General features: G+C 42.3%; 13 protein-coding genes. 12 read left to right on the top strand and 1 reads right to left on the bottom strand.

Going from position 1 to position 17,423, the window contains the following annotated elements; genetic code table 11:
• The first annotated feature begins 223 nt into the window (after positions 1-223).
• The 6 genes from WBM49_RS08515 to WBM49_RS08490 all read left to right on the top strand — a co-directional run bounded on the left by WBM49_RS08515 (position 224) and on the right by WBM49_RS08490 (position 11,858).
• Positions 224-2,524: an NADP-dependent malic enzyme gene (locus WBM49_RS08515; RefSeq protein WP_424371628.1), complete on the top strand. Its 2,301-nt coding sequence runs from the start codon at positions 224-226 to the stop codon at positions 2,522-2,524.
• Between the two features lie 39 nt (positions 2,525-2,563).
• Positions 2,564-3,145, top strand: coding sequence for a Holliday junction branch migration protein RuvA (gene ruvA / locus WBM49_RS08510; protein ID WP_424371627.1), 582 nt, complete (start codon positions 2,564-2,566; stop codon positions 3,143-3,145).
• Between the two features lie 5 nt (positions 3,146-3,150).
• Positions 3,151-10,257 (top strand): cell surface protein SprA, encoded by a 7,107-nt coding sequence (sprA, locus tag WBM49_RS08505; RefSeq protein WP_424371626.1) that lies wholly within the window; start codon positions 3,151-3,153, stop codon positions 10,255-10,257.
• Positions 10,258-10,325: 68 nt separating this feature from the next.
• Complete coding sequence (gene gcvH / locus WBM49_RS08500; RefSeq protein WP_424371625.1) at positions 10,326-10,706, top strand: glycine cleavage system protein GcvH; 381 nt, start codon at positions 10,326-10,328, stop codon at positions 10,704-10,706.
• Positions 10,675-11,100: a VanZ family protein gene (locus tag WBM49_RS08495; RefSeq protein WP_424371629.1), complete on the top strand. Its 426-nt coding sequence runs from the start codon at positions 10,675-10,677 to the stop codon at positions 11,098-11,100. Before gcvH ends, WBM49_RS08495 begins: the two co-directional genes overlap by 32 nt.
• Before the next feature lie 53 nt (positions 11,101-11,153).
• Positions 11,154-11,858: an energy transducer TonB gene (locus WBM49_RS08490; protein WP_424371624.1), complete on the top strand. Its 705-nt coding sequence runs from the start codon at positions 11,154-11,156 to the stop codon at positions 11,856-11,858.
• A gap of 135 nt (positions 11,859-11,993) precedes the next feature.
• Here the strand turns inward: WBM49_RS08490 and WBM49_RS08485 are convergent, their stop codons facing one another.
• Positions 11,994-12,905: an MBL fold metallo-hydrolase gene (locus WBM49_RS08485; protein WP_424371623.1), complete on the bottom strand. Its 912-nt coding sequence runs from the start codon at positions 12,903-12,905 to the stop codon at positions 11,994-11,996.
• 102 nt (positions 12,906-13,007) lie between these two features.
• On the opposite strand from WBM49_RS08485, the gene cyoE reads away from it, so the two are divergent.
• The 6 genes from cyoE (at position 13,008) to WBM49_RS08455 (ending at position 17,422) form a co-directional block, all read left to right on the top strand.
• A complete protein-coding gene (gene cyoE / locus WBM49_RS08480; protein WP_424371622.1) occupies positions 13,008-13,907 on the top strand; it encodes a heme o synthase in 900 nt (299 codons plus the stop codon).
• Positions 13,908-13,911: 4 nt separating this feature from the next.
• Positions 13,912-14,490: a cytochrome c oxidase subunit 3 gene (locus tag WBM49_RS08475; protein WP_424371621.1), complete on the top strand. Its 579-nt coding sequence runs from the start codon at positions 13,912-13,914 to the stop codon at positions 14,488-14,490.
• A 100-nt stretch (positions 14,491-14,590) separates the two neighbouring features.
• Positions 14,591-15,568: a cytochrome c oxidase subunit 3 gene (locus WBM49_RS08470; protein WP_424371620.1), complete on the top strand. Its 978-nt coding sequence runs from the start codon at positions 14,591-14,593 to the stop codon at positions 15,566-15,568.
• A gap of 37 nt (positions 15,569-15,605) precedes the next feature.
• Complete coding sequence (locus tag WBM49_RS08465; protein ID WP_424371619.1) at positions 15,606-15,989, top strand: cytochrome C oxidase subunit IV family protein; 384 nt, start codon at positions 15,606-15,608, stop codon at positions 15,987-15,989.
• A 72-nt stretch (positions 15,990-16,061) separates the two neighbouring features.
• Positions 16,062-16,694, top strand: a complete 633-nt coding sequence (locus WBM49_RS08460) for a hypothetical protein (RefSeq protein WP_424371618.1) — start codon at positions 16,062-16,064, stop codon at positions 16,692-16,694.
• On the top strand, positions 16,694-17,422 hold the full coding sequence (locus WBM49_RS08455; protein ID WP_424371617.1) for an SCO family protein: 729 nt from the start codon (positions 16,694-16,696) through the stop codon (positions 17,420-17,422). The genes WBM49_RS08460 and WBM49_RS08455 overlap by 1 nt, the downstream gene beginning before the upstream one ends.
• The last annotated feature ends 1 nt before the right edge of the window (position 17,423 follow it).

The following is a 17,423-nucleotide window of genomic DNA, read 5'->3' as shown; positions in this document are numbered from 1 at the left end:
GTTCTTTATTATTGCAGCGATATTGGCCATGCGTTTAAATGTTAAGTCTGTTCAAGAAGAAGACAGTGACTCTGACTAGCTTATTTTCAAATTTCATTAGTAACCTAAAAATTTGTCGCCTTGGTTGATAGGTAAGACAGAAGATTACAAGAGGGAGAATCTTTAATCCTCTGAGTGTGCTTATCCAAAGAATACCCTTAAATTTGTTTCTTAAATACAATGTATGGCGAAAGATAAGAAGAGAAGGGAAGCGTTAATTTACCATGCCAAACCAACCCCCGGCAAGATCAAGATCGTTCCTACAAAACCTTATGCTACGCAGCGAGATCTCGCCCTTGCATACTCCCCTGGGGTGGCTGAACCATGCCTTGAAATTGCCAAGAATGTAGAAAACGTATATAAGTATACTGCCAAGGGAAACTTTGTGGCAGTGATATCTAATGGCACCGCTGTTCTTGGTTTAGGAGACATTGGTCCGGAAGCTTCAAAACCCGTGATGGAAGGAAAATGTCTGCTCTTTAAGATTTTCGCAGATATAGACGCCATAGATATAGAATTAGACACCAAGGATATAGATAAGTTTGTTGAGACAGTTAAGACCATTGCGCCAACCTTTGGGGGGATCAATCTGGAGGACATCAAAGCGCCCGAAGCTTTTGAGATAGAGCGCCGACTTAAAGAGGAATTAGATATTCCCGTTATGCACGATGATCAGCACGGTACTGCTATCATTTCCTCCGCAGCCTTGATTAACGCATTGGAAATTGCCAAGAAGAAGATTCATGAAGTGCGTATTGTGATCAGTGGAGCAGGTGCCGCGGCTATTTCCTGTACCAGACTATACAAGGCCTTTGGGGCAGAGGCAAGTAACATCATCATGGTAGATAGTAAAGGAGTGATCCGGAAGGATCGTGAAAATCTTTCTCCAGAAAAACAGGAATTTGCCACAGATCGTAATTTTCAAACCCTGGAAGATGCCCTAAAAGATGCGGATGTGTTCATAGGGCTTTCTATTGCAGATACTATGACCCCGGCCATGCTGAAATCCATGGCAGACAATCCAGTGGTATTTGCGATGGCCAACCCGGACCCGGAGATCAAATACAGTTTGGCAATGAGAACCAGAAAAGATGTGATCATGGCCACAGGTAGGTCGGACCATCCTAATCAGGTAAACAATGTTTTAGGCTTTCCTTTTATCTTTCGTGGAGCGTTAGATGTGCGGGCTACTAAGATCAATGAAGCAATGAAAATGGCGGCTGTTAAGGCGTTGGCAGATCTCGCCAAACAGCCTGTACCGGAACAGGTAAATATTGCCTATGGGGAAACCAGACTTACCTTTGGCAGGGAGTATATCATTCCAAAACCCTTTGACCCCCGACTTATAGCAGAAATTCCTCCGGCAGTGGCAAAAGCTGCTATGGAAAGTGGGGTGGCCCGTCTGCCCATAACAGATTGGGATAAGTACAAGGAGGAACTTTTCCAACGGTCGGGTGAGGATAACAAAGTGATGCGGTTGTTGATGAGTAGGGCGAAGAACAATCCGAAAAAGATCGTTTTTGCAGAAGCAGATCAACTAGATGTATTAAAAGCGGCACAAATTGCCCACGAAGAAGGAATTGCCATCCCGATATTATTAGGAAATAAGGACATTATAGAGGAACTAAAAAAAGAATTGGAATTTGATGCAGACGTCCTTATAGTTGATCAGTACGGACCAAATTCGTACGAAAAGAGAATGGAATATGCCCAGAAGTACTGGGAAGCACGGCGGCGTAATGGAGCTACCCTCTACAGCGCAAAAAGCAGGATGCGCGAACGAAACTATTTTGGTTCCATGATGATCCTTGAAGGGGATGCGGATGGAATGATCTCGGGATATTCCAGATCGTATTCATCTTCTATCAAACCGGTTTTTGAGGTGATCGGTAGGGCGGCTAACGTTTCAAAAGCGGCCACGGTGCATATCATGATCACCAACCGGGGACCTATTTTTCTGGCAGACACTTCTATCAATATAGACCCAACTGCAGAGGAATTAGCAGAGATCACCAGAATGACCGCAAATTTGGCTACCGCCTTTGGTTTTGATCCGGTTATGGCGATGCTGTCGTATTCCAATTTCGGATCCTCGAACCATCCTCACGCCAGAAAAGTGAAAGAAGCAGTGCGTATTCTCCATGAGACCGATCCGCATTTGGTGGTAGACGGCGAAATACAAACAGATTTTGCCCTAAACAAGGAGTTACATCAGAGTCAGTTTCCATTTTCCAAACTGGCAGGAAAAAAGGTAAACACCTTAATTTTCCCCAATTTGGAGGCGGCAAACATCACCTATAAATTACTGAAGGAGCTCCATGCCGCAGATACCATTGGCCCTATTATGCTAGGTCTTAAACGACCAGTGCATATCCTGCAATTGGGCGCTAGCGTAGAAGAAATGGTGAATATGACGGCCGTAGCGGTTATAGATGCCCAGGAAAGAGAGAAGCGTAGAAAAGCCAAAAAAGGAACAAAGAAATAAGGAAGCAGCACTTAAGCCCATCTTGCATAAAACAAACCTATGATCACCCATTTAAAAGGAAGGCTCACAGAAAAATATCCCACCCATGTGGTCATAGATTGTGGGGGGGTAGGATATTTTGTGAATATTTCACTGCACACCTTCTCACAACTCCCAAGTTCGGAGAACATTCAAATTTTTACGCATTTACAGATCAAAGAAGATGCCCATACGCTCTTTGGCTTTATGGAAGCATCGGAGCGGGAGATCTTCAGACTGCTCTTGTCTGTTTCAGGCATTGGATCTAGTACCGCAAGGACCATGCTTTCCTCAATGACACCCCATCAGATCAGGGACGCAATTGCTACCGGTGATGTCCCTTCTATTCAAGCCATAAAAGGCATTGGCGCCAAGACGGCCCAGCGCGTAATACTTGATCTTAAGGACAAAGTTTTAAAAATTTACGATCTGGACGAAGTTTACCCAAATTCAAACAATACAAATAAAGAAGAAGCGTTATCTGCTTTAGAGGTTCTTGGCTTTCAAAGAAAGCAGGCCGAAAAGGCCGTGGACAAGGTTTTAGGCCAGGATACTTCTCTAAGCGTAGAGGACATTATCAAACACGCGCTGAAAAATTTGTAATTAGTTTGAAAACAGGGGCAAACACTTTTCTTAAATCTACATTTAAGCTTTTTTTCCTATCCTTCATTTTCTTTTGGGCCACTACTTCGTGGTCTCAGGAAACTGAAGAGCAGCCTGCAGATTCTGTTCAAACAGGAGTGGCTCTGGGCAAGATCAAAATGCCGAATCCTAAAAGTGTAGTCTCCAAATACATTTATGATCCACAACTAGACCGATATATTTACACGGAGAGCGTAGGCAACTACGATATCAACTATCCGGTGATCCTCACTCGGGAGCAATATCTGGAACTGGTGCGAAAGGAAGGTATCAAGTCTTATTTTAAGGATAAGATAGATGCATTTTCCGGGAAAAAGGAGGGAAGTGAAGAAGCAAGGCGAAACCTGCTGCCTAATTTTTACGTCAACAACAATTTCTTTGAATCGGTTTTTGGTGGTAACACCATAGAAGTGATCCCACAAGGTTCTGTGGCGATGGACCTGGGTGTTATCTGGCAAAAAAATGACAACCCTGCGCTTTCTCCCAGGAACCGTACCAATTTATCTTTCGATTTTGACCAACGGATAAGCTTAAGTATGCTTGGTAAAGTTGGAGAACGATTACAAGTAACGGCCAACTATGATACCGAAGCTACCTTCGATTTTCAGAACTTAGTAAAACTAGACTACACGCCCACCGAAGATGATATTATTCAGAAAATTGAAGTGGGTAATGTGAACATGCCCTTAAACAGTTCGCTAATCACAGGTGCCCAAAGTCTTTTTGGGGTAAAGACGCAACTGCAATTTGGAAAGACCACCGTAACAGCTGTCTTTTCTGAACAACGTTCCCAGAACAATACCGTGGTGGCACAGGGGGGAGGAACCCTCAACGAATTTGAACTTACCGCACTGGATTATGATGAGGACAGGCATTTTTATTTAGCACAGTATTTCAGGGATCAATACGATCAGGCATTGTCTAATTATCCGTATATCCGCAGCCAGGTGCAGATCACAAGGCTAGAGGTTTGGGTAACCAACCGCAGTCAGCAAACCCTGAATGTTCGCAACGTAGTAGCTATTCAGGATCTTGGAGAGGCCCTGGAAGAGAAAACACGTATTGGGATTGCCAATGGGGATCCCGCTGGGTTTTTTAACTTCTCCGCTACAAATCCCGACTTGCCAAGGAACGGGGCCAATGATTTTGACCCTGCCCTTATCAATAGCGGAGGGGCCCTTACACCAGACATCAGGGATATTGCCACCGTGGAAAGCGGATTTAATATTGCAGGCGGGTATCAGATCAACCAGGGATTTGACTATGCCATTTTGGAAAATGCACGCAAACTGGAGCCCATCCGAGACTACCAATACAATACGCAGCTTGGTTATATCTCCCTCAATCAGCGATTGAGCAATGACGAAGTATTAGGTGTTGCCTTTCAATATACGTTTAACGGAGAAGTATACCAGGTGGGAGAATTTGCCAATGGAGGCCTGGACGCCACTACTGTTGCCGGAGGAGTGACACCAGTGATCACCAACAATACTCTGATCCTGAAGCTTTTAAAAAGTAACATTACCAATGTCAATGATCCTATCTGGGATCTGATGATGAAAAATATTTACTCCACAGGAGCCTTTCAATTGAGTGAGGATGATTTTAAATTGAACATTCTGTATTCCGATCCTACACCCAGAAACTATATTACCCCGGTAGACCCCAACACGGGTTGGCCATCGACCCCAAAACCCCTGGAAGACCGAATTTTATTAGATGTCTTTAATTTAGACCGACTTAATGTATACCGCGACGTGCAGCCTGGAGGGGATGGGTTTTTCGATTTTGTTCCTGGAATTACAGTTAATACGCAAGGGGGTCAGATCATTTTTACCAAAGTGGAACCTTTCGGGGAGTTCCTATTTGATTTGTTAGGTGGGGGAACTTACGATGTGGCCAATGATCAGGGCTACAATGTGAACCAGCAAAAATATGTTTTCAGAAACATGTATGCCAATACCAAGGCCTCTTCCCTTCAGGATGCCGAGAAGAACAGATTCAGATTAAAAGGAAGATATAAATCTGAAGGAAGTAACGGGATTCCCATTGGAGCCTTTAATGTACCCAGGGGATCCGTTAGAGTAACCGCCGGGGGAAGACAATTGCAGGAAGGGATAGACTATACGGTTAATTACCAGGCAGGGACGGTGCAGATACTCGATCCAAGTTTGCAGGCCTCCAATACACCTATCAATATCTCTGTAGAGAACAATGCTGTTTTTGGGCAGCAGACAAGAAGATTTACCGGGGTGAATGTTGAACACCAATTCAATGAGAAATTTGTGTTAGGTGGAACCCTTCTAAACCTGAATGAAAGGCCCTTGACCCAAAAGTCGAATTTCGGTATAGAACCTGTGAACAATACAATTTTTGGTCTCAATGGTAACTTCTCTACAGAAGTTCCCTTCTTAACGCGCCTTGTTAACCATCTTCCCAATATAGATACAGATGTCCCTTCGAATATTTCCCTCAGGGGAGAAGTGGCCTACCTTATTCCAAATTCGCCAAAGAATGCGGATTTTATGGGAGAAACAACAACCTATTTGGATGATTTTGAAGGAGCACAGGCCCTGATAGATATCCGTGCTTCCCTCGGTTGGTCTCTGGCGAGTACTCCTTTGGAATTTTTGGACGAAGGTGAGACCGATCTGCAGGTGGGATACGAAAGAGCAAAAATGGCCTGGTATACCATAGATCCCATATTTTTTACCAATCAAAGGCCTTCGGGTATCTCAGATAATGATCTTTCTACCAATGAAACCCGCCGCGTTTTTATCGATGAAGTATTTCCGCAAATAGATATTGCACAAGGACAAACAACCGTGCAAAACACCCTCGATCTAGCGTACTACCCTACACAAAAAGGTCCTTACAATGCCAATCCTGATTTTGGCACAGAACAGCCCAATGAGAAGTGGGCAGGGATCATGCGCTCGCTGAGTAGTACGAATTTTGAACAATCGAATGTGGAATTCGTACAGTTCTGGGTGATGGATCCCTACGTGGATGGTATTGCTACCGGTCCAGGTGAACTGGTCTTTAACCTAGGGAATATATCAGAAGACATACTGGCGGATGGCCGAAAGCAATATGAGAATGGTCTGCCAGGAGTAAACAGTAATGATCTCACCACTAACACCATTTGGGGCAAGGTTCCCGCAACACAATCCCTGGTATACGCCTTTGATGCGGATGAAACCAACAGGACCCTGCAGGATCTGGGTTTTGACGGTTTAACTGATGCAGATGAAGCACTACAGGGGTATAATGGTCCGGCAGAAGATCCTGCCCTGGATAACTATCAGTACTATCTGAATCGCGAAGGAGGAATTTTGGAGCGATATCTCGATTTCAATAATGTGGATGGCAACTCACCGGTGACCGTAACCAATACCAACAGAGGTTCTACTACCCTGCCAGACGTAGAAGATGTAGACAGGGATCTTACCATGAACACTATCAACAGCTATTATGAATACCGTATTCAGATAAGGCCTAATACTACAGTGAATGATCCGTATGTTACGGATATCAAGGAGGGTATTACCCCTAACTTACCCAATGGCAGCCAATTGAACAGGCGTTGGATCCAATACAAAATTCCGTTAAGTGATTTTACCGATGCTGTGGGAGGCATCTCAGATTTTAGGTCCATCAGTTTTATGCGTATGTATCTAACCGGCTTTACAGATAATGTAGTATTGCGTTTTGCCACTCTCGATCTTGTAAGGGGAGATTGGAGAAATTACACTAAAACACTTCAGGAAAACAATGATGACCCGTCTGATGACAATACCATAGTAGATGTAAATACGGTAAATATAGAAGAGAATAATTCCAGGATCCCAATTCCCTACGTATTGCCTCCGGGTGTACTTCGGGAACAGCTCAATAACAACAATACAATTATCCGGCAAAACGAACAATCCCTTTCCTTTGTGGTAGAAAATCTAGAAGCCCAGGATTCCAGAGGGGTTTTTAAAAATGTAAATATAGATGTGCGGCAGTACGAACGACTAAAAATGTTTATGCATGCCGAGGAGATCCTGGATTCGGATTATTTGGATGGGGATATTCCACTGGTTGGATTTTTAAGGATCGGGACCGACTTTTCAGAAAACTACTATCAAATTGAAGTGCCTTTAGAATTTACATCTTTTGGTGCCACGTCTCCTGAAGATATTTGGCCGGCAGTGAACGAACTTGATATTGCCCTTGACGACCTGAAAAAGGTAAAATCACAAGGCATTTCAGATCAGACACTGGGAGATGCAACCTATTATGAGATCGTAGATGGTGAGGTAATAACTGTGGCCGAGTTTGCACCCAGGACACTAGGTCAGGTGCGGATTGGAATCCGGGGAAATCCATCGCTGGGAAGCATCCGAAGTATGATGGTGGGTATTAAGAACATTGATAATGTTCCCGCAAGAGGGGAAGTATGGTTTAACGAATTGCGATTAGCCGGCCTGGACAACCAGGGAGGTTGGGCTGCCATTGCCGCCTTCGATGGTAACATTGCCGATTTTGCTAATGTTTCTGCTACCGGAAGCAAGAGTACTTCAGGCTTTGGCGCTATAGATCAAATGCCCAACGAAAGGGCCAGGGAAGATGCTATTTCTTATGACGTGGTTACCAATGTGGAACTTGGCCAGCTTTTGCCAAAAAAATGGAATCTGCAGATACCTTTTAATTATGGGATCTCGGAACAACTGATCACTCCGGAATTTGATCCTGTGTATGACGATCTTAAGCTAGATGACAGAATCACTGCGGCAGATACCGCCCAGGAAGCCGATGAGATCCGTGAACAGGCCGAGGATTATACCAAAAGGACCAGCATCAATTTTATTGGGGTACGCAAGAACAGGGGAGAAGATGCTGAAGCCAATTTTTACGATATTGAGAATTTTACCTTTAATTACTCCTTTAATGAGACCGAACATCGCGATTTTGAGATCGCTAATTTGAGAGATCAGAATGTGCAGACCGGCTTTATTTATAATCATAATTTCAAGCCAGTGACCGTGGCACCTTTTGCCAAGAAAGATTCGCTTTTTACAGGAAACTACTGGAAATGGCTAAAGGACCTGAACCTAAATCTTTTGCCCACTAGTATTTCTGTTCAATCTAATATCAACCGCCAATTTAACCAGCAGCGTTTTCGTGATGTATTGGAGCCCGGGATAGAACGTTTAGAACTTCCTTTATTGCAACAACGCAATTATTTGTTCAATTGGCAGTATGCACTTAATTACAGTATCACAAAGTCTTTAAGGCTAAACCTTACGGCCTCTAATAATAATATTGTCCGGAATTATTTTGAGGAAGAAGGAAACCCGAATTCCCTGATCAACCAGGACTTAAATGTATGGGACGGATTTTTTGATATAGGGGAACCAAACAGGCATGCACAGCAAATGCAGTTGAATTATGAATTGCCGCTTAATAAGATCCCTATTCTCGATTTTATCAACGCCCAATACACCTATACCAGTAATTTTGACTGGCAGCGCGGGGGAGATGCGATCAGAGAGGTCACCTTGGAAGATATCAATACTATTCAGAACGCCAATACGCACAATATAACTGCTACTTTAAATATGCAGCGGTTCTATGACAAGATTGGACTAAAAAAGAATACGGGCAAAGGAGCCGTGGCACCGGTAAGACGAGATAAGGCAGGAAACCCGGCGGCGGGCACAGAGGTCCCCACCGTAAAGAAAACTTCCGGACTGTGGAATACTGCCATAGACGTAATTACCATGATAAAACGTCTCAATATAAATTACAACGAGAACAACGGGCAGGTACTGCCTGGCTATACGCAGTCTATAGGATTTATTGGCACAGCCAGACCTACTTTAGGATTTGTTTTCGGAAGTCAGGCTGACGTGCGCTTTGAAGCTGCGCGGAATGGATGGCTAACGGTCTTTCCGGAATTTAACGAGCAGTTTATAAAGCGCACCAACAAGCAATTGAATATTACGGCTACTGCGCAACCTGTGCAAGATCTGACCATAGACCTGGTGGCAGATCGGCAATTCTCCAGTAGTCTTCAGGAGAACTTTAAGGTCGAATCTGGAGAATACATTGTTCAAACCCCAAATACCTTTGGAAATTTCAGTATTTCCACGATCATGTTAGGTACCTTCTTTTCTAAAAGTGATGAGTTTACGTCCGATAATTTTGAAACCTTTAAGCAGAACCGTATTGTCATTGCCAACAGGGTAATTTCAGACCGCGGAGGTGCAGATGAAGGGGTAGATACCGATGGCTTCCCAATCCGATATGGAAATACAAGTCAGGATGTATTGCTTCCGGCATTCTTTGCCGCCTACACAGGCCAGGATGTAAATAGGGTTAACCTGGATGCCTTCAGAGATATCCCTATCCCTAACTGGAACATAAAGTACACGGGCCTTATGCGCAACAAGTGGTTTAAGAAGAAATTCAAACGGTTCTCGCTGAGTCATGGGTACCGTGCCGCCTACAGCATTAATAATTACCAGACCAATCTGGAACGCCAGAATGGTACTATAGACCCTGAAAATCAGAATTTCCTTTCAGAAAATATTATAAGCAATGTAGTACTTACGGATCAGTTCAATCCGTTGATGCGGGTAGATTTTGAGATGAAGAACTCAATGAGTGTAGTGGCGGAAGTGAGAGCAGATCGAGCCCTTTCTTTAAGTTTTGACAACAACCTGCTCACCGAGATCAACGGAAAGGAATATACCGTTGGACTGGGATATCGATTTAAAGATGTAAAATTTGTGACCAACATTGGCGGGGAGAAGCAACGACTCAAGGGAGATCTGAATCTGAAGGCCGATGTTACCCTTAGAGACAACATTACTATCATTCGGAATCTGGACCTTGACAACAACCAGATCACCAGTGGTCAAAACCTTTTATCTATTAAATTCACTGCAGATTATGCCCTGAGTAAAAGCCTAAATGCCCTGTTTTTTTACGACTATTCTTTCTCTCAATTTGCCGTTTCTACAGCTTTCCCGCAAACAACTATCAATACCGGCTTTACCCTTCGATATAATTTTGGGAATTAAGCCCAACTACTTTTTTGAAAACCTAATAAGAATCAGTTACATTTGCCTTCATAACTAATTCTTAGAAAATGAATATACCATCCGATTTAAAGTATACAAAAGACCATGAATGGATCCGCATTGAAGGTGATATGGCCACGGTGGGCATCACTGATTTTGCTCAGGGTGAATTAGGTGACATTGTATACGTAGAAGTGGAGACCTTAGACGAAACTCTGGATAAAGAGGAGGTTTTTGGAACTGTAGAAGCGGTAAAGACTGTTTCAGACCTTTTTCTGCCCCTTAGCGGAGAGATCGTGGCTTTTAATGAGGCGCTGGAAGATGAGCCGGAAAAAGTTAATTCGGATCCCTACGGCGATGGATGGATGATCAAAATAAAACTCAGTGACCCTTCTGAAATAGAAGGCCTTTTAAGTGATGCAGCTTATAAGGAACTGGTGGGTGCTTAAAAATATCAGGTATCGTATCGGATTTTTGGCCTGGATGGTGTTCATTACGGTGCTAAGCCTTATTTCGTTCGAAGGGGATAATAACCTGGATATCAAAATTCCACACTTTGATAAACTGGTACATCTTAGCTTTTACTTTATTGCCAGTGTACTTGGCGGACTTTTTGGAAGGGAAATTTCAAAAGGCCGGATCTCTAAATTGATAATTTTAGGGATTTCTTTTGTTGGGTTGGTATTTTATGGTATACTTATTGAGGTATTGCAGGAGTACTTAACCACCTACAGAAGTGCTGAATTGATGGATGTAATGGCAAATTCTGTTGGGGCACTTTTGGGATCTTTGTTGATAATGACCGTTTTTTACAAAGGATCTGGCTTAAAATGGGAAAATTAATTGCGGTTTTTATAAATTAATAGTTAAATTAGCGAACGTTAAAATCAAGAATTATGGAACTTAAAAAGAATCCAAAAGCCGACTTAAGGAATAATAGTAGCCTCTATTTTGTCTTTGGTTTGGCTGTTGTTATGGCCTTAGTTTTTATAGCATTTGAGTGGAAAACTTATGACGAGGCTACAGATTATGATATTTCCCTGAATGTGGAAGACATGCTGGATGAAGAAGTGCCGCTAACGGAACAGATCAAAACACCGCCACCGCCACCGCCACCAGCAGCACCGGAAGTGATTGAGGTTGTAGAGGATGAGGAAGAGGTTGAAGAAACCGTTATTGAATCAACAGAGACCAGTCAGGAAGAGGAGATCATTGAGGTAGAGGATGTTGAGGTTATGGATGATGATTTAGACGTGGATGTTCCTTTTGCTGTCATTGAAGATGTGCCCGTTTTTCCGGGTTGTGAAGGAGCCAGTGATAAAAGAGCTTGTTTTAATGAAATGATGCAGAAACATATCATCAAGAATTTCCGCTATCCTGAGATTGCTCAGGAAATGGGAGTCCAGGGGCGTGTAAACGTAATGTTTACAATTCAGAAAGATGGTAGTATCGGAAACATCCGCTACAGAGGTCCGGATAAGAACTTAGAAGCTGAGGCGCTAAGGATCATTGAGAAATTACCTAAAATGACCCCAGGGAAGCAACGAGGAAGAGCCGTAAGAGTGCCCTTCAGTATCCCGATCGTGTTTAAACTACAATAAAATTTACTGCAGATATATTTAAAAACCCTGGCCAATCGGTCAGGGTTTTTTTTGGTATGCTTAATAGGATACCCATTAATTTTATTCTAAAATAAGGAGTTTTACGAATACTATGAGCGGATAAGATTTACAAACTTATTCGCTTTCTTTATTTTGGAGACTCATGTAAAAACTTTCACGGATGGCTTCGGCAGAAATAAATCCGCCCTCAAAAGCTGTATCATGCTTGGCGGTAATTGTCGAATTTGCTTTTACCTCCTCCAGACTTGCACCCGACATGATCGCCATGTCCACATTTTTCCTGAGCTCCTCTAACATGCCAATATAAGCCGAAAGTTCTTTTTTATTGGAAGGCCTGCCGTGCCCCGGAATAATAATGGTCTCATCATTAATAAGCATTAGGGCCTTCTTTTGGGTTTCAATGAGGCCTTCCACACTTCCACCACTCTTGAGATCAATATAGGGATAGCGATTTGCAAAATACGTATCGCCCATGTGTAGCACGTTATTGGCCATAAAATAAATCAGGGCGTCCCCATCTGTATGCGCCTGATGTACATGGAAGCCCAGAATGGTCTCATCTCCATCATAAAATGTGATATTATCAGAAAAACTTAACTCAGGTAGCATATTATTTAAATATTCTTCACTGATCTTGGCCTCTTCGAGGTTTTTCTTCTCCCGTTCCAAAATCCGGTTCCGTACATTGTCATGAGCCACTATGGTGGTCCCTGGACCATTAAAACTGGCATTCCCACCTGTATGGTCTCCATGCATATGGGTATTAAAAAGAAAGGTTATGGGCTTGTCCGATAGTTTTGAGATGCTGGCTTTTATTTTTTCACTAAGTCGGTCAAATTGATCATCGATCATAAAAACATGGTCCGTTCCAACATAGATCCCAATGTTTCCGCCCTGGCCGGTTAACATAAAGACTTGAGGCGAAAGTGTGTCTATGGTGATGACTACTTCCTTGTTTTGTGCGGTAAGGGCCAACGCACTGCAAAGGAAGAAAAGACAGGTTTTTAGGCTGGAACATAGTTTCATAAGAAGTTCAATTTGATCTTTTATTAAAGATACCATAAAGAATGCCAATTCGTTGCAAGAAAATGCCAAGGGCTGTATCTTTGCACCCTTATAATTATCTTGATGAAAACGGCGGTAGGTACGGCAAAAACACATTCCATGGCATTGGTTTTCTCCGATTTTAAGGAGATTACCAAAGCGCGGCTAGCCCTCAGTGTTGTTTTTTCATCCATCGCAGGATATTTTTTAGGAGCTACACAAATTGAGTGGAGTGCCGTATTGCTCCTGGCATTTGGAGGTTATTGCATGGTGGGGGCGTCTAATGCTTTTAATCAGGTTATCGAAAAGGACCTCGATGCTTTAATGTCTCGCACCAGGAACAGACCTATTCCCTCAGGGAGAATGACACCTTCAATGGCGCTTACTATAGCGGTAATCATGACACTTTTAGGGATTGTTACGCTGTACATTCTCAATCCAAAAACAGCAATGTTTGGTGCCATTTCCATTTTTTTGTACACCAGTGTTTATACCCCGTTAAAAACAAAGACTCCTCTGGCTGTATTTATTGGCGCCTTTCCAGGGGCTATTCCTTTTATGTTGGGGTGGGTGGCCGCAACCAACGATTTTGGGATTGAACCTGGCACCTTGTTTATGATACAGTTTTTCTGGCAGTTTCCTCATTTCTGGGCCTTGGCCTGGATGTTAGATGAGGATTATAAAAAAGCGGGCTTTAAAATGCTCCCAACGGGTGAAAAAGACAAGGGTACAGCGGTGCAGATAATTATGTACACGGTGTGGATGATCATTATCTCCGTGATCCCGGTATTTGGAATCACAGGAAAACTTTCACTTTCTATCCCGGGTGGCATTATAGTGTTCCTGATGGGTATGGTAATGCTGGTTTTTGCTTTTAAATTATTTGAAAAAAGAGACAATGCCTCTGCCAGGAAATTAATGCTGGCGAGTGTTACCTATATCAGTCTTATGCAGGTGGTATACGTGGCAGATAAATTTATTTAAAACTATGGATCTTACACAAGGAACGCAGCAGGAAAAGAATGCAAGGGCGAAGAAGATGATGCTTTGGTTTGGCATCATTAGCTTATTAATGGGCTTTGCCGGATGGACAAGTGCTTTTATTGTAAGTAGTGCGCGTGAAGATTGGTTGTCAGATTTTAAACTCCCTACTGCTTTTTATTACAGTACGGCTGTCATCATCTTAAGTAGTTTCTCGTATATGCTGGCGAAGAATGCAGTTCGAAAAAATGAACAAAAAACTGCATCTAACTGGCTATTTGCCACGCTTTTCCTTGGCATCGTATTTATTGTGTTGCAATTCACTGGGTTTTCTGAGATCATTGCTCAGGGATATTATTTTACGGGCCCTACCAGTAATATTACCATGTCTTACATTTTTTTGATTGCGGCGGTACACGTGCTTCACGTGGCGGCAGGGATCATTTCACTTATAGTGGTTTTGGTAAGACAAGTACAACAAAAATATACCGCGGATAATTTATTGGGGATGGAGTTGGGATTAACTTTCTGGCATTTTTTGGACCTTTTATGGGTTTATTTGATGATCTTTTTCTATTTCTTTTAAAATCAAAAGAAAATTATGTCTTTTTCAGAAAGAGAATCGCTTTTCTTTAGATGAAAAAAATGTATTTTTGCTAATATTATCTTAATACGATCAATACTTTATGGATTCTACCATTACTACAGAAGCAGAGGAAGAGAATGTATGGGGAGGCGGTAACCAACCTTTAGGGGCGAGTTACGGCAAATTAATGATGTGGTTTTTTATAGTCTCTGATGCCCTTACATTTTCCGGTTTTTTGGCATCCTACGGATTTTCCAGATTTAAATTTATAGAAACCTGGCCCATTGCGGATCAGGTATTTACGCACGTGCCTTTTATCCATGGGAATTTCCCCATGTATTACGTGGCTTTTATGACCTTTGTACTGATCATGTCCTCAGTGACTATGGTTCTGGCAGTAGATGCAGGCCATAAAATGATGAAGAATAAAGCTATTCTTTATATGTTCCTCACCATTATTGGAGGTGCCATCTTCGTTGGGTCTCAGGCATGGGAATGGGCTACTTTTATTAAAGGAGATTACGGGGCTTTGGAGACCAAAGGAGGTCGTATCCTTCAATTTGTAAAAGCAGATACCGGCGAGCGTGCTGCCCTGGTAGATTTTGCCAAGGTCATTCCCGGGGAAAGAACTGAACATGATGCCAATGAAGGTGTATGGTTTTACGGTGAAGGAAGTTTGCCGAGCTATTCTCTAAATGAAGTTACAGAAGGTTTTTTGTCCAATCCTAATATTTTGATCAGGACAGAAACCATTAATGAAGAGGGGCACAAGACTTTGCTAACCAGAGAAGAATCCCTAACTAAGATCAAGGATGCCAGATTAGTGGTAGAAGGGGCCAACCTTATAAGGAATGAATACGGTAGCCGATTATTTGCTGACTTCTTCTTCTTTATCACAGGTTTTCACGGATTTCACGTTTTTTCAGGGGTAGTGATCAACGTCATTATCTTCTTCAATATCATATTAGGCACCTATGAACGCAGGGGTCATTATGAAATGGTTGAGAAAGTGGGGCTGTACTGGCACTTTGTAGATCTTGTGTGGGTATTTGTCTTTACCTTCTTTTATCTTGTATAAAAAGCGGTCATATTAAAAGTTTATAAAAGTAATACGCATGTCACACGAACATAAATTAGCCATCTTTAGGGGGACGTTGAAATTTAAATCGAACACCCAAAAGATTTGGGGAGTACTCATATTTCTTTCCGTAGTTACCACTATCGAGGTAGCTTTAGGTATTACAAAACCACATATTTTGGTGGCCAATACCTTTGTTGGAATGAAATTACTCAACTGGATCTTTATCATCCTAACCCTGGTAAAGGCTTATTATATTGCATGGGACTTTATGCACCTTAGAGATGAGAAAAGTTCCCTTAGGCGTGCCATAGTATGGACACCTATCTTCCTGGTTAGTTATCTAATCTTTATCTTGTTATTCGAGGCCGATTATATTTACAATGTCTTTAAGGACGGCTTTATAGAATGGAATTTCTAACATGGAATTAACAACATATAAAGACGGTATAACAACCGTCTTTTTTATTTTTGTATGATATTATAAACGGATATGAAAAAGACTTTTGTCCTGGTGGTTTTATTCGTTCTTCCTTTGGTAGCCTATCTCTTTTTTGCCTCAGGCGTAAACAACTTCGGAAAACTTCCGGTACTTACTGAAAAGGTACAAGACGTGCGTTCCCTTGATGCCTCGGTGACTCTTCAGGACAAGATCACCATTCTGGGATTTTTAGGAAGGAATGCTGCCTTAAAAAAGGGAAATGCGTTTAATCTGAATCAGAAGATCTATAAGCGCTTTTATGAGTTCAAGGATTTTCAAATGCTCATGGTAATGCCCATCGGCACAGATTCTGTGGTTCAGGAGATCAAAAAAGAACTCAATAACTTAACCGATGCCTCTAACTGGAAATTTATCTATGCGGAGGATGACGAGATTGAACGATTTTATAACTCCCTGAAGACCGATGTGCCGTTAGATGCAGACATGGGGACGCCGTATGTCTTTATTATAGATAAGGACATGAACCTCAGAGGAAGGAAACAAGATGAGGACGAAGGCACAAAATATGGTTTTAATGCCACCTCCGTAGCAGATTTGAACAATAAGATGGAAGACGATGTAAAGATTATTCTTGCGGAATACAGATTGGCATTAAAGAAAAACAATGCACAGCGATCTAATTAATGAAAAATAAATACACATACGTTTGGGTCTCCCTGGTTGTACTGGTCTTTGGGATCATTTTTATCCCCAGGATCGTAGACAGGATTAAATCGGGCAAGGTTGTTGAAAATACCCGTATGAATGTAGCCGAAGGAGTAGATAGCCCTTTGGTATACATAACCCTGGACGGAAAAAAACGCAGGGTTCCGGAATTTAGTTTTATCAATCAGGACAGCCTGCTGATCAGTAATGATGATTATCGTGGGAAGGTCTATGTGGTAGAATTCTTTTTTACTACCTGCCCAAGTATTTGCCCCATCATGAATGAAAATTTAGTGGAGATTCAGGAAGAATTTAGAGAGTTTGATGATTTTGGGATTGCATCCTTTACCATCAATCCGGAGTATGACACCCCTATGATCCTTAAAGAATATGCGGAGAAGTACGGGATTACGGATATGGATTGGAATTTACTTACGGGTGATTCAGAAAAAATATATGAACTGGCCAATGTAGGCTTTAACATCTTCGCTGCCAGTGCGCCCGACGTACCGGGGGGATTTGAACATTCCGGACTTTTTGCCCTTGTTGATAAAAATGGCTATTTGCGTTCCAGAAAGGACAATTATGGGAATCCTATTATTTATTACAGAGGTACCATTAAACCCTCTCAGGGTGAGAATTTTGAAGGGGAGAGAGAACAAATTAGTATTTTAAAAGAGGACATTAAAAAATTATTGGAAGAGTAAA

Origin of the sequence: Muriicola sp., assembly GCF_049669965.1 — a bacterium.
Taxonomy (GTDB): Bacteria; Bacteroidota; Bacteroidia; order Flavobacteriales; family Flavobacteriaceae; genus Muriicola.
This window is presented reverse-complemented; position numbering and strand designations above follow the sequence as displayed.